Source organism: Paenibacillus yonginensis (genome assembly GCF_001685395.1).
GTDB classification, from domain to species: Bacteria; Bacillota; Bacilli; order Paenibacillales; family Paenibacillaceae; genus Fontibacillus; species Fontibacillus yonginensis.
In genome coordinates this window covers 3,112,948-3,133,143 of sequence record NZ_CP014167.1, presented here as the reverse complement: position 1 = coordinate 3,133,143, position 20,196 = coordinate 3,112,948, and the positions used below count along the sequence as shown (strand labels likewise).

Genomic DNA, 20,196 nt, shown 5'->3' with positions numbered 1-20,196 from the left:
GATTTAAACCTAACACAAAGCGGTTAATATGAAGACATGACCCCCTTTTGAATATATAGATTTGTTTTGGAACCTCGCCGTTGTGGCCGGGTTCTCTTTTTTTGTTTTTATTAACAAAAAGAGACGTGCCCCACCGGACAGAACCGGTTCACTGCACGCCTCCCAAGCCCAGAAGCTGAATGGGCTAAAATAGGCAAAGCTATATTCAGAATTACAAAGCTACTGTCTGTTTCTGCTTCTGTTTGTAATAAACCCAGCTGGTAAAGCCGATTTCCTTCAGCCGGGCGGCAACCTGGTCCCATTCGTCCGCTACCCGTGAAGGGACGTGAGCGTCGGAACCAAAAGTCACCTCCACACCATAATACAGCGCCCGCTCCAGAATAGCGTCGGACGGATACCATCCGCCGCTCAGCTTCGTTTTCCCCGAGGTATTGATTTCGATGGCGACGCCGCATTCGGCGATTGTACGAAGTGTATCTTCAATCGCCTGCTCGGCCGGAATATCGGAGAATGCCGGATAATTTCCTTTCATGGCGTCGATATGCCCCAGAATCTGAAACATGCCGCTGCGGGCGGATTGGCGGATCAGATTGTAATAATTTTCCTTATGAACAATCTGCTGGGCAGGCGATAAATTTTTCCAACGCGATTTATTAAAGATACTGGTATTATCACTGCTGTGTACGGAACCGATAATATAATCAAAGGGATATGCAGCCAGCGTAGACTGATAAAGTGAAGCATGCTCCGGAAAGAAATCGGATTCTATTCCGAGCAGCACATCGATTCGGTCCTCGTATTCCTTTTGTAGCTTTAAAACCTCGTCTACATAAGACTTAAGCTCCTGCTTGCCCATGGCAATGCGGGGAAAGGGCTGCTCTTCGGCACTCGCGAAATAAGGGGTATGATCGCTGATGCCGATAACCTTAAGGCCTGCAGCTATACCGGCTTCAATATAATCCCGGATATTGCCGTCGGCATGGCCGCAGCGATAATGGTGGGTATGAAGATCAAATTTCATGGTTTGTTTCCTTTCTTCATCAGGACCGGTCAATCAGATCCGGTAAATTTGGTTTCCGGCATGCCCTTCAAATCGCCGAGGAATTGCTGCATGGCCGAGTTGATGTAACGGCTCGATTTGTAGATTACGCCTACCGGATGAGTTACCTCCAGCTCTGGGATAGGAACAATTTGCAAAGTGCCGAGCCTGAGCTCTCTGGAGATGGTCTGCTTGGAGATGATTGCGGCGGCCAGGTTGATCTCGACCATCCGTTTGACTTCCTCGCTGCTGGACAGCTCCATGACTACGTTAGGCTCCATATTATGATCCCTGAATACCTGCTCGACGAACCGCCGCCCGACTGTATCCGGGGAAAGCAGAATTAACGGGAGGTCCCGCAGCATTTCAAGCTCGGGTTGTTCTTCCTTGGCAAGCGGATGAAGAGGAGACACGACGACCTCAAAGGTATCGTAGTAAAGGACGGAAGCATGGATCTGAGGGTTGTGCTCGATCAGATACCCGATTCCGATATCGACAAGCCCTTGCTCGACATGCTGATAAATTTGCGATGAAGCCATCGACTGGATAGTCGTTTTGATCAGCGGGAATTGATCCTGGAAATAGGAAAGGATGCGCGGCAAAATCTGAATGGCGATGGAGGTCGTTGTACCCAGGACAATATGCCCTTGGGGCGTCTGCTCCATATCCGACAGCTTTTGCTTCAATTCTTCGACAATGTCCAGGATGCGTTCTGCTCTCTCCAGGAAGACTTGGCCCCTGTCGGTGAGTGTTACCGGCTGGTTGCGGTCAACAAGCACGGTTTTGAATTCATCTTCAAGGCTTTTGATCTGGGCGGATACCGCGGGCTGCGTCAGATTAAGCAGTTCACCGGCTTTGCGAAAGCTTTTTGTCTTTGAAATCGTGATTAAAGTTTCCAACTGGCTGATGTTCATAGTACCCCTCCTTGCATCACTACGACTCTAAACCAAATGGTCCGAACCTGGGTCAGCTTTTCATAATATTATAGGGGTTAGCACGTTCCGGGGCAATGGTAATCAGAATTAGCTTGATAAGCAATTTTAGTTGTACGTGTACGATGGACAGTCGAAGGAATTTTTATGCATGAAATTTGTTGAAAGTTAATGATTTATTTGGTTTGATCAAGTATAATCAGAATCAATAAGAGCGGGACTTAGGATGCACATCATAACAGTTCCAAGTGAAAAGGGGCGCATTTTACGTGAAAGCAGAAGTGATTAATCCTTTTTTGGAATCTGCACGGCTTGTACTTGAACAGGTCATTCAGGTTTCGCCTTCCACCGGAAGTCTTGGCGTAAAAGAGATCGCTCCCATCCAAAATCATATCTGGATCCAAGTTGGAATGACAGGCCAGTTCAGCGGCAATGTTGTGTTCGGCCTGCAGGAGCAGGTGGCTCTCCGGATTGTGTCGGTCATGATGGGTGGATTTGTCCTTACGGAAATGGACGAAATGGGGCAAAGCGCCATTTCGGAGCTTGGCAATATGATCAGCGGAAATGCCAGCACCATATTGTCGAATCAAGGTTATGTCGTGGATATTACTCCACCTAAAGTCATGAAGTCGGAGGAGAATGCGCATGAACCGCGCAAGGCGCTCTGCATTCCTCTACATATGGATGGTATTGGCGAATTGGATATTCAAGTCATGATCTCGTAATATAGATTCTGCAACCTGGCGGCAAGTGAAGCGGGGGCTTCAGGACGGAGGATTGCCGCCTTCTATAGCAGAAAGGATGCGAGGGCATGCTTAAAGATCAGCGTGTTGTCATTACCGGCGCTTCCAGCGGGATCGGGGCTGAAATGGCCCGTCAGCTGTCCATGCGCGGAGCATTTGTAGTGCTTGCAGCCCGGAACGAGGACAAGCTCAAACAGGTAGGCGCCGGGTTATCCGGGCCTTACGGACTTGTCAGAATGGATGTTGCTTCAGCAGAGTCGGTAGCCGAAGCCTTCCAGACCATTCAAGAAACCTATGGTCCTGTGGATTGCCTGATTAACAATGCAGGCTTCGGAAGATTTAAGCCATTTGTCGAAACCTCGCTGGACGAGTTCGAAGCGATGATGGATGTGAATTATATGGGTGCGGTCCGCTGCACGAAGGCTGTTCTGCCCGGGATGCTGGCAGCCGGCAAGGGTCACATCGTTAATATCGCTTCTATCGCTGGCAAGCTTGGCACGGCGAAGTCATCCGCCTATGCAGCCAGCAAACATGCTGTCCTTGGCTTTACGAACGCCTTGAGGCAGGAGCTGAGGGGAACCGGCGTTATGCTGTCCGCTGTCAATCCCGGACCGATTGATACTCCTTTCTTTGAAGGGGCGGATCCGGACGGGAGTTATGTCAAGAATGTCGGCTGGTTTATGCTGAAGCCGGAGAAAGTGGCCAAGGCCGTCGTGCAAGTGATCGAGAGAAAAAAAACCGAAGTGGACCTGCCTTGGGCGGCGGGTGTCGGGACCAAGCTTTACCAGCTGTTTCCGCGGCTTGCGGATAAAGTAGCTGGCGGTGTAATCAACAAGAAATAACAAGGATTTGCGAAAGGCGCTTCCGGAATGCTCCGGGGCGCTTTTTTTGGCCGCAAGAAGGAAACGCCAGATAAGCCGGAGCCGGCCGGGATTGGATTTGGAGCGGCAGGTAATATCGCATATAATGGAAATAACGACTTTTTAAAATAAAGGTGGACCTACATGACAACTCAAACATTTACGAATATCGGGGTCGAGGAGAGGCTGACAGAACGATTGGCCGAATTTGGCATCCTTACGCCGTCTCCGGTCCAGGAAAGCGCCATTCCGGCTGTACTCGAAGGCCGCGACGTGCTCGCCCAGTCGCAGACGGGAACGGGCAAGACGCTTGCGTACCTCCTGCCCGTGCTTCAGCGGATTGATCCGGAGCGCAAAGTGATGCAGTCGCTTATTCTGGCGCCGACACAGGAGTTGGCGATGCAAATTCTACGTGAAAGCCAGCGGTATGCGGAAGGAACCGGCATTGAAGTGCAGGCGCTGATCGGCGGAGCGGCCATCGGCCGTCAGGTGGAGCGTTTGAAGAAACATCCCCAGCTCGTTATCGGAACACCGGGGCGGGTACGCGAGCTGCTTTCGATCCGCAAGCTTAAGCTGCATGAGACGCGCATGCTCGTCATCGACGAGGTGGATCAGCTGTTCCAGCTGGGCGGAGCAGGAGATGTGGATCAAATTCTGAAGGCATCGCTGCGCGACCGCCAGCTGTTGTTCCTGTCAGCGACGGTAACGGACGAAATCCGTTCCCTGGCGGCTCGTGAAATGAAGGATCCGGTGGAAATCGGCATTAAACCGGAGCAGCGGACCTCGGCTACGCTGGAGCATTTGTATTTTGTCTGCGAGCAAAGAGACAAAATTGATCTGGTACGGAGGATTGTCCGTACTTATGATGAACCCAAGGTTCTGGTGTTCGTGAATCAAATCGACTCGATCGGCGAAGTGGAGGCCAAACTGAATTATGTGGGATTAAACGCCGGAGCGCTGTATGGGGATGCGGATAAGACGGCACGCAGCCTGACGCTCCGCAGATTTCGGGAAGGCGAATACCGCGTGCTGGTCGCGAGCGACGTGGCTGCGCGCGGTCTGGATATTGAGCAATTGGGGATGGTCATTCACCTTGATCCGGCGACCGACTCCGAAAATTACGTGCACCGGGCCGGCCGGACAGGCCGTATGGGTCGCAAAGGGCTGTCCATCTCGGTTGTTTCTCCGCAAGAGACCTTTATCATTCGCAAGTTCGCAAGAGAGCTGGGAATTTCGTTTGGTCTGCGCGGATTGACGGGTGGACGCATTACGGCGCCTAAAGAGGAGTCGCGGCCGTACCGGCGTGAAGTGAAGCCGCTGCGCGACTCGGAGCCGGAGAACAGAGGGAGCCGGGGTGAGGGCGGAAGACGCGGATTGGCCGGCGGAGGCGGGGAAACTGAGAATCACAGGAGGGCAGAAGCCGGCCGGGGGACGCCAAAGTCCAGACCTTCGACTGCCCGCAAAGCAGGCGCCAAAGCGGCAGCCGCTAAGCCGGCCGGGGAACGGAAGCTGGACCGGCATCGGGAACGCAAAAATAAAGGGGCTCCGAAGTGGCTTAAGAACAAACCGCCTCGGGACTGATATTTTTCGGCAGGTTAACAACCTATTGGGCGCAAGCTGAACAAGAGATTTAAAGAGGGAGGCAAGGCCTGGATGCAAAGTCAAAGTCCGGTTTTGGAAATTGAAGCTTTAAGCGGCGGATATAATTTGAAACGTCCGGTGCTGCATGACATTGGCATGAAGGTTATGCCCGGCGAGATGGTGGGGCTGATTGGCCTCAACGGAGCGGGAAAAAGCACCACCATGAAACATATCCTCGGTCTGATGAATCCGGAAAAAGGCGAGATTCGGGTGGACGGAACGACCCGTGCCCGGAATTTGGAGCAATATCAGGGGGCGCTTGCTTTTGTCCCCGAATCGCCGCTGCTCTATGAGGAAATGACCGTGCGGGAGCATCTGGAATTTACGGCCCGGGCTTACGGGGTGGAGCGCAGCGATTATGAGGCGCGGGCGGCGGAGTTGTCCGCGCTGTTCCGGATGGAGGACAAACTGGACAGTCTCTCCATCCATTTGTCCAAAGGGATGAAGCAGAAGGTGATGATCATGTGTGCTTTCGTAGCCCGACCGAAGCTGTACATTATTGATGAACCTTTCCTTGGCCTTGATCCGCTTGGCATCCGCTCACTGCTGGACTTTATGATGAAGCTGCGGAGCGAAGGGGCTTCGATTCTTCTGAGCTCTCATATTTTATCGACTATCGAGCATTATTGCGACCGCTTTGTTATTCTTCACCATGGGCGCGTGATTACGCAGGGAACGCTGGAAGAAATTGCTTTGGCGGCAGGCATGCAGGGACAGCCGCTGGAGCAGATTTTTTATTCGCTGGTGCAGGACGGGCGTTCTTGATGGATCTTCTTGAGCTTCGGCGCAAACGGAGCGGCCAATTCTGGGGCGGGATCATTCCGTACCTGGGATATGTGCTGCAAAGTGGTGTGGCGGTGTTGTTCCTGTTCTGCTTGATTGCCTTCGCCGCCTGGTATACGGCCTTTATCCGGAATTTGCCGGAAGGGCTGCCGATCCGCTGGATCGCGCTGGTGCTGCTGGCTCCGTTCGCGATTGGCGGCGGCTTCCGCACATTCCTGCAGCCGGCCGATACCGTATTCCTGCTGCCGCAGGAAGCGCGGATGAGCCGTTATTTCGCTCCCGCCTGGCGTGGAGCCGTGATTCGCAAATATATGATATTGGCTGTGCTGCTTCTTACGTTTTGGCCTTTATACATAACAGCGGAGGACCAGGGCAAGCCGTTTGGCTGGACGGCGCTGCTGCTGGCGGCCTGGTCGGTGGTTATGAGCATCGGCAGCTGGCGCGAGCTGACCTATGTATCGCGGCCGACTGCGGGCCTGTACCGCCTGCTCCGCTGGGTGATCGGCGTGCTGGCGGTAGCGGCCTGGCTTTGGCATCCGGCCGGCAAAGCCTTGCTGTTTATCGTGGTGCTGGGTGCCGCTTATTTGGCCGCGCTTTATCTGCCTTCCAGACTTCGTGTACCGTGGGAACTGCTGATCGGAACAGAAAAAAATCATGCCGCCCGCGCCATGATGGTGCTAGGCTGGTTTGTAGAGGTACCGGGGCGCGAGCAGCGGGTGCATACGCGCCGCTGGTTGTCGAAATGGGGCGGACGGATTCCCTGGGATCCCGGTCAGGCCTATCGTTATCTGCTGACCAAAAGTTTTGTGCGCAGCGATATGTTTATGATTGTCCTTCGTGTGGCGGTTGTAGGCGCTTTGCTGGCTTATCTCAGCGGTCAGAACCTGTTGGGAGGCGCGGTATATCTCTTTTTTGTTTTTGTGATCGGCGTTCAGCTGTCCGAGCTTCGCCGGGTGCACAGCGAATCGTTTTGGCTGCAGCTTTACCCGGTTCCGGCGGGCAGCCGCAAGGCTAACGTAGTCCGGCTGATTTTTCAAATTCAGCTGGTCTATGCTCTGCTTATGTGGCTGGTATTCCTCCCTTCGTTTGGCGAAGGGAAAGCCCTGCAGGCTTTATATGTGCTGGCTGGCGGGCTGGTGATAACCTTCCTGCAGCGTGTTTATGGCAGCAGAAGCAAAAAAGGCGAAGAAGAAGAGGAATAAGATAAGAAATAAAAAAAGAACAAGTCCCGGAGCCGCAGACTCGCGTGACTTGTTCTTTTGTATTTCTGAATTTATTTGCTTAGAAGGAATAATAGGACTGTGCACAGTCGAATAAAAGGTCACGGGTCAACCCGGTAGGGCGGCCGGTAATCCCGGTCTCGGGAGCGCCGGCAGCAGCTTGCAGCTTCCCGGTCAAATCGGTTAAAGCGGCTTCCGCCAGCCTGCGGCGGGCAATTCCCCAATCGTCGCGACTGGCATGGACATAACGAAGGGCTTCAGCAACGCCGGCTTTCTTCAAAGCTTTATATACAGAAGCAAACCGGATCAGATCAAAATTTGGATGGATTCCCGGCAGGTGCAGCTCGGCCTGACCGACAACGCCGCCGCAGGTGATTTGCAGCAGGACGTATACTTCATCAGCCTGAATCGGACAGATCGTTTCCGTAACGAAATTAGGGTCATAACGGAAAAGCTCGATAGTGCCGATTTTGCCTGCTGCCAATCGGTTGACGTAATCGTCTAGCCTAGGCGGGGGTTCCAATTTGTTAATCATTTTTGATCAGATCTCCTTTAACAGTATGGTCAGGTTGGTTTGCCTTAACGAGGCAAAGCGCATAAAGAGGTAAAGGACGTGTAAAGATGTCCAAAGGAGCACTATAGCTAGGGCGCACAAAAAAAGCCCGCAGCGGGTAATGCTCCCGGGCTCCCGCTTAGGCGCAAATAAGTTCTTTGTTAGATTAGATTGTAAAGCAACACATTTTTAAAATAACAATTTGGATTATGTCATGAAGTACCCCGAAAGTAAACCTTAAATTTAGTCTTTATTTATCGAATTCGGATTTAATCCAGCAATTTTTGCGTATGAAATAGGGTTTTTGTTTTGATTAATCCATATTAGTCCGTATTATTCCGGATTACTGCAAAATAAAAGCAGCCGGGCTAAGCCCGGTCTGCCTGGTTGGTTAGCTGCCCGTGAATACGGACGGCTCTGGCTTGCTCTTTAATTAGAGGATGAATGCACGGCTGATGATAACAAGCAGGATGAATAATACCAGGATTGCACCTGTGCTTGTGAATGCTCCGAAACCATAACCGCCGTAACCGCCTCTTGCTTCTTCTACTCCGTTCATGTGCCATTCCCCTTTCCACAGTTGAGTTGCTTACAGAAGTATCATATGTGCGGAGGGGAAGGGCGGTTTGGGCCTTTGCCGCTGGTCCCAAATTTTATTGCTGCTGCAGATCCAGAACTCCCTGGTACACCAGATCGAACAGATCTTCCAGATTCTCTTCGGCGATACAACTGAAAGCGATCCGCAAATCCTGTTCGCCCAGAGCGATTGTACCTACCCCGTATTGACGCAGCAAATGCTGACGCAGCGGCTCCGCACCCACCGTCTTCAGCTTAAGACACATAAAATATCCGGAGTTGAAAGGGTAATATTCCCATACGTCTCCGTATTTGCCGCTGTCCAGCAAGGCTTTAACCTTGTTGGCCCGGCCTTTCATGACCGCAAATTTCTCCTCTTTCTGTGGAAGAAACTCATCCGACTTCAGCGCCTGCAGCACAAAGGTTTGGGAAGGATGGGCCCCGCTTGAAATCGTGGCGCGGATGATGCCCAGCGTCTTCTGTTCCAGCACCGACACCGCTTCAGGCGTTCCGGCATAAGTAATAAAGCCGACGCGGAAACCCCAAACGTATTCTTCTTTGGTGGCTCCGTCAACCTTAACCGCCAGAACACGCGGATGCAGGCCGGCCAGCTTGCCAAACAGAGACTCCTGCAGGGAATCCTCGAAAAAGAGTCCAAAATAAGCATCGTCCGTAACTACGACGACATGAATGCCTGCTTCGGCGGCAGCCTGGACAGCGGCTACGATTTCCTTTCCCTCCTGCTCCCCAGGCGTATAGCCGGTTGGATTATTCGGGAAGTTCAGAAGGACTACGGCTTTGCCGCCGGCCGGCACGGACAGGAGCGCTTCCTGCAGTCCCTGGCTGTTGAACCTCATTTCTTCCGTAAACAGCTCGTAATTAACGATGTTTGCGTGACGGCGGATGCCGAAGGTAAGCTCGTAATTTTCCCAATTTTTATCCGGGTAAATGACCGCATCGCCTTCGTCGACGAACAGGTCCGCTACAATGCTTAGCCCGTGGGTCAGGGCGTTGGTTACAATAGGCTGGCCAAAGGATTTGCCGGCGAGGGACGGATTCTCCTTCAGCATTTTATCCCGCCATACCGAGCGCAGCTCGGGTTTGCCAGCAGGCGGGGCATAAGGATACAAGTCCTTGGGGCTGTAGGCCGAAAGGGTATCCTGGATCACGTTCAGGTGCATGGGGCCCCCGTTTTCCGTGGCGATTCCGATTGTGGCGTTATATTTCTTGGCTTGGCTGGAGGCCTCGGCCGATTGACTTAAGATCCCTTCCTTAGGGAAATAAATTTCACGACCGAGTCCGGACAACATCTCATATACATAAGGACTATCTGCTTTCAGGCGGTCGTTTAGCTGTGACGCTAGAGGGTTCATCACTTTCCATCCTTCCAACTTCGTTATTGGTCCTAAAATTCGTTTTGACTGCCTAACATTATAACATCAGGCCAGGCAAGCGTCACGAATCAAAGCACTATTTTTCAGAATGGAATGGACAATATTTTTGCATCAGCTCTGCCGTATCCGCATCGTATGTTCCGCCTCTCGACTCCAGGCCGTTCAGGATCTGGGCGCGCGCCTCCTCTTGCAGATTTTGGCCAAATTTGAATTTGGCAGTCAGCCCGGACGGTACAAGCTTAAAGACGGCGACGGCCTTGAGCTGTCCTTTGTACCGTCATCCTCCGCAGTAATGGGAACATAACCGCCTTCCGGCTGCAGCTTGCGCATAAAGAGGGAGAGGGCTTTCGCTTTCTCCTGCAGATCGTCAACCTTCTCATAATGGCCTTCAGCCATCACACTTTTGAAATATGAAGTGGCGGGACAAGCGAGCTCGGCATCACTCCAGTAGGACGGAATCAGCGCATATTCCTTGGCAACGGTAAAGCTGATCCGGCTGTCCGCTTTCATCTGCTTCATTTTCTCGCCGGCGAGGCTGCCATGGAAATAGAAAACGCCGTCTCCATAGGCAAAATTCAGCGGGGTTACCCGGCAGCCCCCGTCCGCCGTCAGCGTCCCCAGAAAACCAAAACTCATTTCGGCAAGAAACTCTTTAATTTCTTCCTCTTGGTCGACGTGAAATTCTTTTCTCCTCATGCAGGTCTCCCCCTTGTATTCGGTTAATATCCGGTTAATAGAAATTAAGTTTAGAAGACAAATTGACATAGAAAAAGAACCAATTTAGAGTAGTTTTACTAGTCCAATTCAGGGAGGGCCCGCAGAAAATGGCCGATTTCACTTTGCCTTGGGAACAAGCGCTTACGACGTACCGTTTTAAATATTTGGCTTTGTACCATGCGATTCGCAGCATGATCCGGGATGGATCGCTGCCGGAGGGAACCCGGCTTCCCGCATCTCGGGAACTGGCCGAGCTGTACGGGTTGTCGCGGGGCAGTGTAGCTCAGGCCTACGATATGCTGCTTGCGGAAGGGTATGTCGTGGCCAGGGTGGGCCGGGGAACGTTTGTGGCAGCCGGATTCGCGGAGGCAAGGAATAAACAAAAACCAGCGGAAAGGGGCGTGGCGGCAGACGAGGCGAGAAGGGATATAAGAGACGGAGCGGGTCACGTTTCTGCAGGGCTAACCTGCCCGGAAGCTGATGGCGGAGAAGAGGCGGACGGCTCCAAAGGCGGGATGAAGCTGAACCTTTCCCCGTGGGCGGCAAGGCTGCTAGAACTACACAAGCAGGCAGAAGCAGAAGCGGGGGAAGAAGCTGCGCAAGCCGGGCGGAAGGGCAGCTCCGCTTCCTCCCGCGTTTCTTTCGCTGGCGGCGGGGCGAAGCCGCCGGCGGAATTCCCGCACGCAGCCTGGCGCAGCGCGCTGGCGTGGGCGTCCTCCGCCGCTTACGACGGCGCGGCGGACGTGTTTGGCGATGCGGGGCTCCGGGCCGCCATTGCGGCCCATCTCCGCTCCAGCCGCGGCATCGCCGCAGACCCGGCATCGATCTGCTGCTTCAGCGGATCGATGCAGGCCATCGCGCTCCTGAGCCAGCTGCTGCTGGGCGAAGGAGCGCGGGCCGTGGCCGAGGATCCCGGGTATCCCGGGATCCGGCTGGCCGCCGCCGCTGCCGGGGCGGCGGTGATCCCGGCCGAAGTGGACGGCCGGGGCATTGTCCCGCGCGACTGGGATGCGCGCGTGCTGTTTGTGACGCCGGGCCGGCAGTTCCCGACCGGCGCCGTGCTGGCGCCCGAGCGGCGGCGCGAGCTGCTGGCCTGGGCCGTGCGGCGGAACGCGGTCATCGTCGAAGACGACTTTGACAGCGAGTTCCGCTGGGCCGGCCAGCCGATGGAGCCGCTCATGGCGCAGGACCGGGGTGAACGGGTCGTCTTCGTCGGCACGTTCACCAAAACTCTGTTCCCCGCGCTGCGCATCGGCTACGCGGTGCTCCCGCCGCCGCTGGTGGAACCTGTGCGGCGCGCCAAAGCGCTGTTCGAGCCCGCCTCGCCGGCTCTGCTGGAGCAGCGAACGCTGGCTAGGTTTATGGCCCGCGGCGACTATGACAAACATCTGCGCCGGATGCGCCGGATTTACGGCGCGCGTTATGAGGTATTCCGCCGGGAGATGCAGACCCGCCTTGGCAGTTTGTTTGCTCCGCTCCCGCTGAACAGCGGCCTGCATGTCTATGCCCGGTGGCGCCGGAGCCAGGAGGATTACCGCTTGTTCTCGGACGCCTGCAGGCGGGAAGGAATCCTCTTCCGCGACGTGGAAGTGTACTGGACAGGGCCGCACCCGCCGGGGGCCTGCTTCTTTTTCGCGCATCTACATCCCGAAGAGATTGCTTGGGGGATAGGCCAAATGGAGGAGATTGGACGCAAAATTTGGGGGGACGGCATTTCCATAGTATAATAGCAAGCAAAACGACTCGTAGGAGGAAGAATCATGCTGAATACTTCTCCTTCCTCTTTTGTATTAAAGCGGGCATTCGCCAAAATCGTCTGCGAACCCGGATGGAAATGGCAGAAGCGGGAGAAGCCGCTGGAGAATTTCGATCTGTTCTACGTCTGGAGCGGGGAAGGCACGCTGATCCTGAACGGGCAGCCGACTGAAATCGGCAAGGGCAGCTGCTTCCTGTTCCGGCCGGGCGATTATACCAGCGCTACCCATAACCCTCAGAAGCCGCTTGTGCTGACTTATATTCATTTTGATGTCCAGGGCGCACCTGAGGAAATTCCGGCTCGGTACCGCAGGCTTGAAGAGCCGCTGGATTTTGAATTCATGTTGTCCAGGTATGTCCGGCTGTTTCTGAACCAGGATACTTATGGAGCTGAAGAGGAAGCCCGCTTGCTGCTCAAACAGATGATGATTTACCTGCTGCGGGAGGAACATCATGTGCCAGCGCCCCAGGCGGTCAGCCATCATCTGGATGAATCGATCCAGGAGATCGCCAATTATGTGCTGCAGCATCCCGGTTTGCCTCATCGCACAAAAGATTTGGCAGCAAGAGCGGGGCTTTCGCCGCGTTATTTCTCGATCAAATTCAAAGAAATTACGGGTACACCTGTTCAATCCTATATCATCAAATGCCGCATCGACCGTGCGCGCCATCTGCTGCTCCATGCGGGGATGAATGTGACCGAAGTGGCCGAGGCGCTCGGCTACCGGGATATCTTTTTCTTCAGCCGCCAATTCAAGCAGTATACGGGCAAAAGCCCCTCTGAAATCCGCTGAAGCGGCCATCCGGGTTCAAATTCCCGGGAACGGGGGTAATTTGGTATTAATTCTGGATTGCCCCGGACCATAAGGCCTGAAAGGAGGTGAATTCTATGAGCAGAAGACGGCGGATGCGCAGCAGAGGATTTGCAGGCCGATCAAGTCTATTCAGAAACCGTCTGCGCCGTTTGAAGGCGGCGGCGGTTCAGGATATTTCCTGGTTCTGAGGATTGCCCCATTACTTAGTTCTCATTGCGATTGTCCATATATATCATAACCCCTCAAAAAAAAGCAGCCTCCGCCCGACGGGCGGAAGCTGCTTTCTGGTTGGTTGGACTTTTTGTTGGACTCTTGTAGAATTGAGCTTTTCGGAAAACGCGGGCAAGGCTGCTTCCGTGGCCGGCTCCTATTTCGCCCGCTTGCGGAAATAACCGAGCAGCGCTCCCATTTTAACGGCCATGCCCGGCTTCAGGGTGTCCAGCGGCTCAAAGGTCCCGCTTTCCGTCAGCAGCACGACGGTCGAACCGAATTCAAAATAAGCGAGATCATCGCCCCGCTCCCAGGCTTTGGCGTCCGGGTTGGTATATTTGATGCTGCTAACGTTCATGGCGCCGACCTTCACGAGCGCCACCTCGCCCGGATCATGGGCGAGGTAGGTGACCAGCCGTTCATTGCGGACCAGCACGGCTTTCATGTGGGTCATGCCGAAATCGTTAACCGGATAAACCCGGCCTTTGATATGTTCGCTTTCCAGCATTCTCCCGCTAACGGGCGCGTGGATCCGGTGGTAGTCGGTAGGACTCAAATAAAGGACAAAAAAATAACCGTGTTTGTATTTCTCCAGCCTTGGCGATCCGTTCAACAGATCGGAGATCGTATAATTTTGGCCTTTGACGTTCAGCAGAGTCCCTGCTTTTATGGTCCCCATGGCCGTGATCAGGGAATCGACGGGACTAACCAGCGTGTCCGGCTCCCCGTGGATCGGCCGCATCCCAGGCTTTAACCGGCGGGTGAAGAACTCGTTTAGCGTCCGGTAATCGGTCAGCTGTTTCTCCGCTTCATGCAAAGGGATTTTGTACATTTTCGCAAAAAAAAGGAATCAACGGCCGGCTTGCGGCGGACCGCGAGAAGTGCCCGGTGATGGAGGCAATCCATTTCCGTGATGAAAGCTCCGTAAACAACCGCATCATCGTTTGAGCCACAAAAACGCTCCTTTCAATCATTCAGCCCTTTGGCTTGTCCGCCAATAGGGTTTAACTCCGCTAATATTGACACAGATCAGCCCGTAAATCAATAAGAACGGGCGCCGCAGACGACATAGTCAACAACAAAACGGAAACTCAGCCATAACTAAGCCGCCCCCTGTTGCGTCAAGGACGCTTCGGGAGACGGCTTATACAGTCTGAACCCCTCAAGCAAAGTTTGGCTGGAGTATCCCGCCTACGGAACAAATAAAGCCGGCAGCGGCCGTTCGCTTTGCTCCATTAGGAGGTGGCGGGCGAAGGCCATCGGCTGGCGGTAGCTGGCCCGCCAAAGGGTATCCATGCCGGCTTCCCGAAATCCGTAACGCTGGTCGCGGCCGTTGCATTCTATAAAGTAGATTCGGCCTGTATCGGTGATCCCGATATCAAGACCCAGATCGGCGAGCAGGGGCAGTCTGGCCGAGAGATATTCCGCCACCTTGAGCGCGAGTGAGCGTGCGCCGGCAAGCGCGCTTACGGCCATCCGGGGCGGCATCACGGCGGATAATATCGATTCTGCCGGATAGGCGCTGCCTCCCTGAGCAATATTCGAAAGAAATCCGCCCGGAGCTGCCAGCTTGGCGAATTGGCCGGTGATGCCCCAGCTTCCGTCTAATCCGCGCTGAACGGTAATGCGGAGGTCGAAGGGGCGGCCATCGAATTCGGCCAGCGGCAGCCGCTCCTGCACCAGATATGGAATCCGGCGGAGCTGGCGGGCAACCGGCGGAGGCAAAGCGATCCTGCTGCCAGGGCCAGGTGCCAGCCGCGTTTCTACCCACCGTCCGGAACGTTTCCTTCGGCTGCCGCTGCTGCTGCTGCTGCGGTAAAGCAGCTTCCAAACGCCGTTGACCTGCCGCATTCTCATAATTCCCTGTCCGACGGAGCCTCTGACAGGCTTTAAAATCAAGTCGTCATATTGCTGCATCATGAAACTTATGCTGTTAAGGGTGGCGGGCATCGTAGTGGGCTGACAGCCTGCTAAAGAGGGATGGCCCGCCAGCAGCAGATGGATCTGGTCTTTGGGAAAGCGGGTATTGGCGTTAAAGACCGTGATGCCCTGCTGGCCGAGACGGGCAATCTTTTGTTCCGCTCCCTTCCCGGAGTAGATGGCCCGGTTATGAATCACCCGCGGGGTCGGCACCACGGCACGGACGTATTGCTCTCCCCGCAGCATATAAACAGGACTCGTTTCCCTGTCGGTTCGGATGTCCTCCAGCCTCAAATAACAAGGGATTAAACCGTATACGGCCGCCCCGTCTTCGTAAAGCGCCAGAGCTTCTTTGCCGGTACGGCCGGCCGGTATGCCCCGGTGCATCTTGGCATTGAGCAAAATGCCGACATATTCGGGATGCACAATCCCCTTCCCCCTTCCTGCCGGGATCACCCGGTTGGGATCATTGGCTTGGTTTATTTTATGTCCGGGACAGGTGATAAGCATGGACGAATGAAGGGTTACAGCCGCCTGATTTCGCTTGTCTCTAGCTGAAGAAGGGGGATTTTGGCGCAGGAGTCACCACAGTGTGTTCTGTATCGTATAACTACATCATAATGATATTTGGCAGAAGGGAGCTAAAGGCTTTGAATCCTCACAAGGTTGCGGTTATTTCGCCGGGATCGTTTGTCATTCCATCAGGACGAAGCAGTTCGGTGGAACGTGTAATTGAAAAAGTGGTCCCGCTGGCTGCAGGAAACCTGGATATCCGGGTATACGGCAGAACAGGGGAGGACGGACCCGTGAAAGCGATGCTTGGAACGGTGCCCTGCAGCAGAGTGCCTGGAGGTTCGGCCTATTTGCCGTCCATTCTTCGCCATCTCCGGGCATGGCGGCCGGATTCGGTTGACGTTCATAACAGGCCGATTCTGGCCAGCAGACTGAAGCAGCGCATGCCCCAGGCCAAAGTTTATTTATCGCTGCACTCCACGACGTTTGTTCAGGATAAACATTTTCCGCGGACCTGGGGCGGGGCGGCGCTGAATCAGCTCGACGGCATCATCGTGAACAGCCATTTTTTGCAGCGGGAGCTGAAGAACCTTTTTCCCGGGCTAACAGCCAAACTGGAGGTCAATCACCTGGGCGTCAGCCTGGAGGATTTTGTCCCCCGCTGGACACCAGTCGGAGAAGCTCTAAGGCGGGCAAGGCTTCAGGCATACGGCTGGAGCAGCCGGAAAATTATTTTATACATCGGCCGGCTGATTCCGGAAAAAGGGGTACACCACCTGCTTCAAGCCATCCCCAAGCTGCGGGTTCATGAACCCGAGGTGCTGCTGCTGATCGTTGGAGGCGCCTTTTACGGAAGTCTGCGGGAAACGGCCTATGTACGGGATTTGAAAAAGATGGCCGGAACTTATCCGGGACAGGTGGAATTTCTCCCGTTCACTCCTTATCCCCAGGTGGCGGATTGGTACAATCTCGCCGATGTCGTAGCGGTTCCTTCCGGTGAAGAGGAAGCGTTCGGACTGGTGAATGTGGAGGCCATGGCGGCAGGCGTTCCAGTTGTTGCCACCCGGGCCGGGGGCATACCGGAAATCGTCGAGGATGGGTTGTCAGGTCTGCTGGTGAATCCTGACCGTCTTGGCGATGAACTGCCGGCCAGTCTGCTGAAGCTGCTTGGCAGCGAGCATCTGCGGCGGGAGATGGGATTGTGCGGGCTGGATATCGTGCGCAGCCGGTTCCGCTGGCAGCATACGGCCGCGCGGTGGGTGCGGCTCATGTCGCCCGAATATAGCGAGGACAGGTGGGAGGACCGGCAAGTCTATTTATGACGGCGGAGGAAGCGTGCCCCGAAACGGCAAGAAAAGAGGACGGCCGGGATGTTGAGCGTCACCCGGATGAAAAGAAGCGAGCAGGAGGAGGGCTTAGGCCTTTCTCCTGCTTTTTTTGGCTAAAAAGCCGTCTGCTTAGGCAAAGCGGCATCCGCCCTGTACGTTTGCCGTTGCGTGGCACGGACGAAAGCATAAGCTATCGTATATGCCATCCATTCTGCATAACTGACAAAGGTGGGATTTCGAAGATGAAGAGGCGCAAAGTCCGATCCAAAGTCAATCCGAGAGGGAGCAAACGGAAGAAGCAGATGGGGCCTGCCGTCATTGCCTGCCATCCGGAGCCGGTCGTTTCGGTCATCATCCCGGTTATGAATGAAGCTCGGACCTTAGCCAACGTCATCCGGGAATCCTCCCGGGTACACCCGAGAACAGAAGTGATTGTGGTGGCCAACGGCTGCCGGGACGGCAGCGCGGAATTGGCGCGGCAGCTGGGGGCAAAGGTTCTGGAGTTTGAGGAGCCGCTGGGGCATGATGTGCCCAGAGCAGAAGGGGCCAAAGCCGCTCAAGGGGATGTGCTGCTGTTCGTGGACGGAGACATGGCTGTGCGGACGGAGGAACTGAAGCCGTTTGTTTCAGAAATACTGGCGGGCGGCGATTTGGCGCTGAATGACTACAGCGGGCCTGTACAAGCGGGCAGCATTCATCCTGTAATCAGCTCGAAGTTTATGCTGAATTCGCTGCTGGGACGGCCGGATCTGAAAGGGGCCTCCCTGACTGCCGTCCCCCACGCCCTCAGCCGGAGGGCAGTAACGCTGATCGGAGCCGCCAGCCTGTCCAACCCGCCCGTGGCTTATACGGCAGCGGTTCTGGACGGACTCCGGGTACGGGCCGTTCATTACGTGAATGTCGGCAGCCGGAACCGCAGGCGCAAACGTCCGGGACAAAAGGATCTCCTGACTCCGCTTGTCGCCGGCGACCATTTGGAGGCAGCCTGCCGGGTTCTGGAGCTGCGGGGTCCGCGCGGCGGGTTTCCCGACCTGGGCAGGCTCCGGGAAAGAGCAAGGTGATCTTCATGACGATAAAGCTAACGGCAAGAAAACATACGGCGGGCATGCCGCGAACCGGCAGCAAAACCAAAGCCCGATCCGATCAAACATTTGCAGGCCGCCAGGCGGCGGGAAGCCGTGTCAAGCCGCGTCTTTCCCAAGGCTCGAGAGGACGGAGATCCGCTGGAAAGGGGGCATCCGCCAGAAAGGGGCGGAGCGGCTCAGCAGCACTAAGAAGGCAGAGAAGAAAGCGGATGTTGGTCCTGAAGGGCCGGGGCAGCTCGGTCTCTGTCCGTCCGAGCCGGTTAGCGCAGGAACCTGCTTTACCGGGGCGCCGCCGTCAAGCGGGATTGTCCGAGGCTTATGCGTCCGGGAGAAGTGCGGGATTTGCCGCAAGGTCTGCAGAGATTCACGGAGAATCGGCAGGAGCCGGCGTTCACCCGCAAGGACAAGGACAGCTGGCTCCGCCGCAACCGGCTGAGCCGGTCCATGTCCAGCCTCTTCAAGCCTTCCGCCGCTCCTTGGCGGAGTGGTTTGGGCTTCGCTCCGCGAAGCGGCCGTCCTTCCGTGACGCGCTGGCCCTCGGCTTGGCTTTCCGCGAGGGGTACGCCAGAGCCGCCGGTTTATCCCCTGCAGCTCTCGGGGTGCCTGTGCCGCTGCAGGGCAAAGCAACGGTTGTGATCACGGCATGCAATGAAGAAAGGACGCTGGGTCCGCTGCTGGACGAATTGGACCGCCTGCCGCTGCATGAACGGATTGTCGTGTTGAATGGCTGCACGGACGGCAGCTTTGCCGAGGTCAAGAAACGGGACAACGTCGTGATTGCTTACGATCCGGAAAGACTTGGACACGATGTCGGCCGGTCGATTGGCGCGGCACTGGCCAGCGGTGACAGCCTGCTTTTCATGGATGGCGATATGCAGGTGCCTGCAGAGGAGCTGGCAGCTTTCCTATATGAACGGGAAAGCGGGAACGATGTGGTTTTAAATGATATCTCTGCGTTTCTGCCTCCATTTGGCCGTCAGGATGAAGTGACCCGCTGCAAAGTGTTTCTGAATCAGGCGCTGGGCCGCCCGGATTTGGGAAGCAGTTCGCTGACGGCGGTGCCCCATGTGCTGTCGCGCCGGGCCCTGGAGGCAATAGGCACGGCAGCGCTGGCTGTTCCCCCGAAGGCGCAGGCGATCGCCATTCTGGAAGGATTGGTTGTGTCCGCCCCTTGCACGGCGGAGGTTATCCAGCGCAACCGGCTTCGCGAGGGCAATTCGGGAACAGGCAATCAGGTGGCCCAGCTGATTGTCGGAGATCATGCCGAGGCGCTGAACGAAGCTGTAAGGCGGCTTGGCCCAAGGCTGTACTGGCAAAGCATGCCTCGGCAGGAATTGGCGAAAGCGAGGAACGGATAATGGGCAAGGAACCTTTAACCAGCATAATTATACCGACATACAATGCGCTCGATCTGGTATCCCGATGCGTGGATTCCATCCGGGCCTACACCCGGGTCCCCTATGAAATCATTATCGTTGATAACGGCTCTACAGACAGGACGGCGGAATATGGCGTTCGGCAATCGCTGCGTTTTGTCTCCCTGCCGGAGAACAGCGGTTTCCCGGTGGCCTGCAACAAAGGGCTGGCTGTCGCGGCAGGCGAGCAGCTTATGCTGCTGAATAATGACTGTATGGCTACCCCGGATTGGCTGCCGCAGATGCTTGCGGCTCTGTACAGCAGCCCGGACGTCGGCATCGTCGGTCCTGTAACGAATTATGCAAGCGGAAGACAGAGGATCGACACGGGGCAGGGAGGCCCGGAGGAGCAGCTTGCTTTTGCGGCAGACTATAACCGTTCGGACCCGGCCAAATGGCAGGAGGTCAAACGGCTGGTGGGATTTTGTATGCTGTTCAAGCGGTCGCTTTATGAACGAATTGGCCCGCTGGATGAAGGTTTCTCTCCGGGCCATTATGAAGATGACGATTATTGTTACCGGGCCGTCCGCAAGGGATACCGGTTGCTGATCTGCGGGGACACCTTTGTTTATCACCAGGGAAGCGCCAGCTTTACTTCGCAGCATCCGGACGGATGGCAGGATTTGATCCGCCGCAATCGCCAGCGGTTTATCGAGAAGTGGGGATGTGATCCCCTCTCGTTTATGTGAGTCAGGGA

The 20,196-nt window shown here is 55.3% G+C and carries 17 protein-coding genes and 2 pseudogenes; 11 read left to right on the top strand and 8 right to left on the bottom strand.

All coding sequences use genetic code 11. The annotated features are described in order from the left end of the window. Positions 1 to 211: 211 nt before the first annotated feature. Both AWM70_RS14185 and AWM70_RS14180 read right to left on the bottom strand, forming a co-directional pair. Entirely contained in the window at positions 212 to 1,021 is an 810-nt protein-coding gene (locus AWM70_RS14185; protein WP_068697425.1) for a histidinol-phosphatase, read from the bottom strand. Between the two features lie 29 nt (positions 1,022 to 1,050). Beyond that, positions 1,051 to 1,953 carry a LysR family transcriptional regulator gene (locus tag AWM70_RS14180; RefSeq protein WP_068697423.1) on the bottom strand — a complete coding sequence of 301 codons (903 nt, stop codon included), beginning with the start codon at positions 1,951 to 1,953 and terminating at the stop codon, positions 1,051 to 1,053. A 287-nt stretch (positions 1,954 to 2,240) separates the two neighbouring features. Between AWM70_RS14180 and AWM70_RS14175 the strand changes: the two genes are divergently transcribed. The 5 genes from AWM70_RS14175 (at position 2,241) to AWM70_RS14155 (ending at position 7,200) form a co-directional block, all read left to right on the top strand. After that, a complete protein-coding gene (locus AWM70_RS14175) occupies positions 2,241 to 2,696 on the top strand; it encodes a chemotaxis protein CheX (RefSeq protein WP_068697420.1) in 456 nt (151 codons plus the stop codon). A gap of 86 nt (positions 2,697 to 2,782) precedes the next feature. Further along, complete coding sequence (locus AWM70_RS14170; protein ID WP_068697418.1) at positions 2,783 to 3,556, top strand: SDR family NAD(P)-dependent oxidoreductase; 774 nt, start codon at positions 2,783 to 2,785, stop codon at positions 3,554 to 3,556. Positions 3,557 to 3,718: 162 nt separating this feature from the next. Next, positions 3,719 to 5,155 (top strand): DEAD/DEAH box helicase, encoded by a 1,437-nt coding sequence (locus tag AWM70_RS14165; protein WP_068697416.1) that lies wholly within the window; start codon positions 3,719 to 3,721, stop codon positions 5,153 to 5,155. Between the two features lie 72 nt (positions 5,156 to 5,227). Beyond that, positions 5,228 to 5,980, top strand: a complete 753-nt coding sequence (locus tag AWM70_RS14160) for an ABC transporter ATP-binding protein (RefSeq protein WP_068697414.1) — start codon at positions 5,228 to 5,230, stop codon at positions 5,978 to 5,980. Beyond that, on the top strand, positions 5,980 to 7,200 hold the full coding sequence (locus AWM70_RS14155; protein WP_068697412.1) for an ABC transporter permease: 1,221 nt from the start codon (positions 5,980 to 5,982) through the stop codon (positions 7,198 to 7,200). The genes AWM70_RS14160 and AWM70_RS14155 overlap by 1 nt, the downstream gene beginning before the upstream one ends. A 79-nt stretch (positions 7,201 to 7,279) precedes the next feature. Here AWM70_RS14155 and AWM70_RS14150 read toward each other — a convergent pair whose 3' ends face one another. From AWM70_RS14150 to AWM70_RS14140, 4 genes and pseudogenes are all read right to left on the bottom strand, one after another. After that, entirely contained in the window at positions 7,280 to 7,753 is a 474-nt protein-coding gene (locus AWM70_RS14150) for a hypothetical protein (RefSeq protein WP_068697409.1), read from the bottom strand. Between the two features lie 451 nt (positions 7,754 to 8,204). Further along, the gene (locus tag AWM70_RS23930; protein ID WP_237167720.1) at positions 8,205 to 8,330 is read right to left on the bottom strand and encodes a YjcZ family sporulation protein; all 126 of its coding nucleotides are present in this window, start codon (positions 8,328 to 8,330) and stop codon (positions 8,205 to 8,207) included. Positions 8,331 to 8,424: 94 nt separating this feature from the next. Continuing rightward, on the bottom strand, positions 8,425 to 9,720 hold the full coding sequence (locus AWM70_RS14145) for an aminotransferase class I/II-fold pyridoxal phosphate-dependent enzyme (protein WP_068697407.1): 1,296 nt from the start codon (positions 9,718 to 9,720) through the stop codon (positions 8,425 to 8,427). Positions 9,721 to 9,817: 97 nt separating this feature from the next. Further along, positions 9,818 to 10,437 (bottom strand): annotated as a pseudogene (locus tag AWM70_RS14140) (pyridoxamine 5'-phosphate oxidase family protein). A gap of 128 nt (positions 10,438 to 10,565) precedes the next feature. Between AWM70_RS14140 and AWM70_RS14135 the strand changes: the two are divergent. Together AWM70_RS14135 and AWM70_RS14130 are read left to right on the top strand one after the other, a co-directional pair. Further along, on the top strand, positions 10,566 to 12,185 hold the full coding sequence (locus AWM70_RS14135) for an aminotransferase-like domain-containing protein (RefSeq protein WP_068697405.1): 1,620 nt from the start codon (positions 10,566 to 10,568) through the stop codon (positions 12,183 to 12,185). 33 nt (positions 12,186 to 12,218) lie between these two features. Then, complete coding sequence (locus AWM70_RS14130; RefSeq protein WP_068697403.1) at positions 12,219 to 13,007, top strand: helix-turn-helix domain-containing protein; 789 nt, start codon at positions 12,219 to 12,221, stop codon at positions 13,005 to 13,007. 388 nt (positions 13,008 to 13,395) lie between these two features. Here AWM70_RS14130 and asd read toward each other — a convergent pair. Together asd and AWM70_RS14120 are read right to left on the bottom strand one after the other, a co-directional pair. Next, positions 13,396 to 14,191, bottom strand: a pseudogene (gene asd / locus AWM70_RS14125) (archaetidylserine decarboxylase). 238 nt (positions 14,192 to 14,429) lie between these two features. Next, positions 14,430 to 15,668: a YheC/YheD family endospore coat-associated protein gene (locus tag AWM70_RS14120; protein ID WP_083180313.1), complete on the bottom strand. Its 1,239-nt coding sequence runs from the start codon at positions 15,666 to 15,668 to the stop codon at positions 14,430 to 14,432. A 140-nt stretch (positions 15,669 to 15,808) separates the two neighbouring features. Here AWM70_RS14120 and AWM70_RS14115 point away from each other — a divergent pair, with 140 nt between their 5' ends. The 4 genes from AWM70_RS14115 to AWM70_RS14100 all read left to right on the top strand — a co-directional run bounded on the left by AWM70_RS14115 (position 15,809) and on the right by AWM70_RS14100 (position 20,188). Then, positions 15,809 to 16,993 (top strand): glycosyltransferase family 4 protein, encoded by a 1,185-nt coding sequence (locus AWM70_RS14115; protein WP_099093096.1) that lies wholly within the window; start codon positions 15,809 to 15,811, stop codon positions 16,991 to 16,993. Positions 16,994 to 17,241: 248 nt separating this feature from the next. Beyond that, positions 17,242 to 18,060, top strand: coding sequence for a glycosyltransferase family 2 protein (locus AWM70_RS14110; protein ID WP_068697398.1), 819 nt, complete (start codon positions 17,242 to 17,244; stop codon positions 18,058 to 18,060). Positions 18,061 to 18,065: 5 nt separating this feature from the next. Further along, positions 18,066 to 19,442 (top strand): glycosyltransferase family 2 protein, encoded by a 1,377-nt coding sequence (locus AWM70_RS14105; protein ID WP_151208758.1) that lies wholly within the window; start codon positions 18,066 to 18,068, stop codon positions 19,440 to 19,442. Beyond that, a complete protein-coding gene (locus AWM70_RS14100; RefSeq protein WP_068697396.1) occupies positions 19,442 to 20,188 on the top strand; it encodes a glycosyltransferase family 2 protein in 747 nt (248 codons plus the stop codon). Before AWM70_RS14105 ends, AWM70_RS14100 begins: the two co-directional genes overlap by 1 nt. Positions 20,189 to 20,196: the final 8 nt, after the last annotated feature.

What these genes read in the sequence shown, in the direction of transcription:
- AWM70_RS14185 (WP_068697425.1), bottom strand. Translation starts at nt 1,021, where the DNA reads ATGAAATTTGATCTTCATACCCACCATTATCGCTGCGGCCATGCCGAC.
- AWM70_RS14180 (WP_068697423.1), bottom strand. Translation starts at nt 1,953, where the DNA reads ATGAACATCAGCCAGTTGGAAACTTTAATCACGATTTCAAAGACAAAA.
- AWM70_RS14170 (WP_068697418.1), top strand. Translation starts at nt 2,783, where the DNA reads ATGCTTAAAGATCAGCGTGTTGTCATTACCGGCGCTTCCAGCGGGATC.
- AWM70_RS14165 (WP_068697416.1), top strand. Translation starts at nt 3,719, where the DNA reads ATGACAACTCAAACATTTACGAATATCGGGGTCGAGGAGAGGCTGACA.
- AWM70_RS14160 (WP_068697414.1), top strand. Translation starts at nt 5,228, where the DNA reads ATGCAAAGTCAAAGTCCGGTTTTGGAAATTGAAGCTTTAAGCGGCGGA.
- AWM70_RS14155 (WP_068697412.1), top strand. Translation starts at nt 5,980, where the DNA reads ATGGATCTTCTTGAGCTTCGGCGCAAACGGAGCGGCCAATTCTGGGGC.
- AWM70_RS14150 (WP_068697409.1), bottom strand. Translation starts at nt 7,753, where the DNA reads ATGATTAACAAATTGGAACCCCCGCCTAGGCTAGACGATTACGTCAAC.
- AWM70_RS23930 (WP_237167720.1), bottom strand. Translation starts at nt 8,330, where the DNA reads ATGAACGGAGTAGAAGAAGCAAGAGGCGGTTACGGCGGTTATGGTTTC.
- AWM70_RS14145 (WP_068697407.1), bottom strand. Translation starts at nt 9,720, where the DNA reads ATGAACCCTCTAGCGTCACAGCTAAACGACCGCCTGAAAGCAGATAGT.
- AWM70_RS14135 (WP_068697405.1), top strand. Translation starts at nt 10,566, where the DNA reads ATGGCCGATTTCACTTTGCCTTGGGAACAAGCGCTTACGACGTACCGT.
- AWM70_RS14130 (WP_068697403.1), top strand. Translation starts at nt 12,219, where the DNA reads ATGCTGAATACTTCTCCTTCCTCTTTTGTATTAAAGCGGGCATTCGCC.
- AWM70_RS14120 (WP_083180313.1), bottom strand. Translation starts at nt 15,668, where the DNA reads ATGCTTATCACCTGTCCCGGACATAAAATAAACCAAGCCAATGATCCC.
- AWM70_RS14110 (WP_068697398.1), top strand. Translation starts at nt 17,242, where the DNA reads ATGAAGAGGCGCAAAGTCCGATCCAAAGTCAATCCGAGAGGGAGCAAA.
- AWM70_RS14105 (WP_151208758.1), top strand. Translation starts at nt 18,066, where the DNA reads ATGACGATAAAGCTAACGGCAAGAAAACATACGGCGGGCATGCCGCGA.
- AWM70_RS14100 (WP_068697396.1), top strand. Translation starts at nt 19,442, where the DNA reads ATGGGCAAGGAACCTTTAACCAGCATAATTATACCGACATACAATGCG.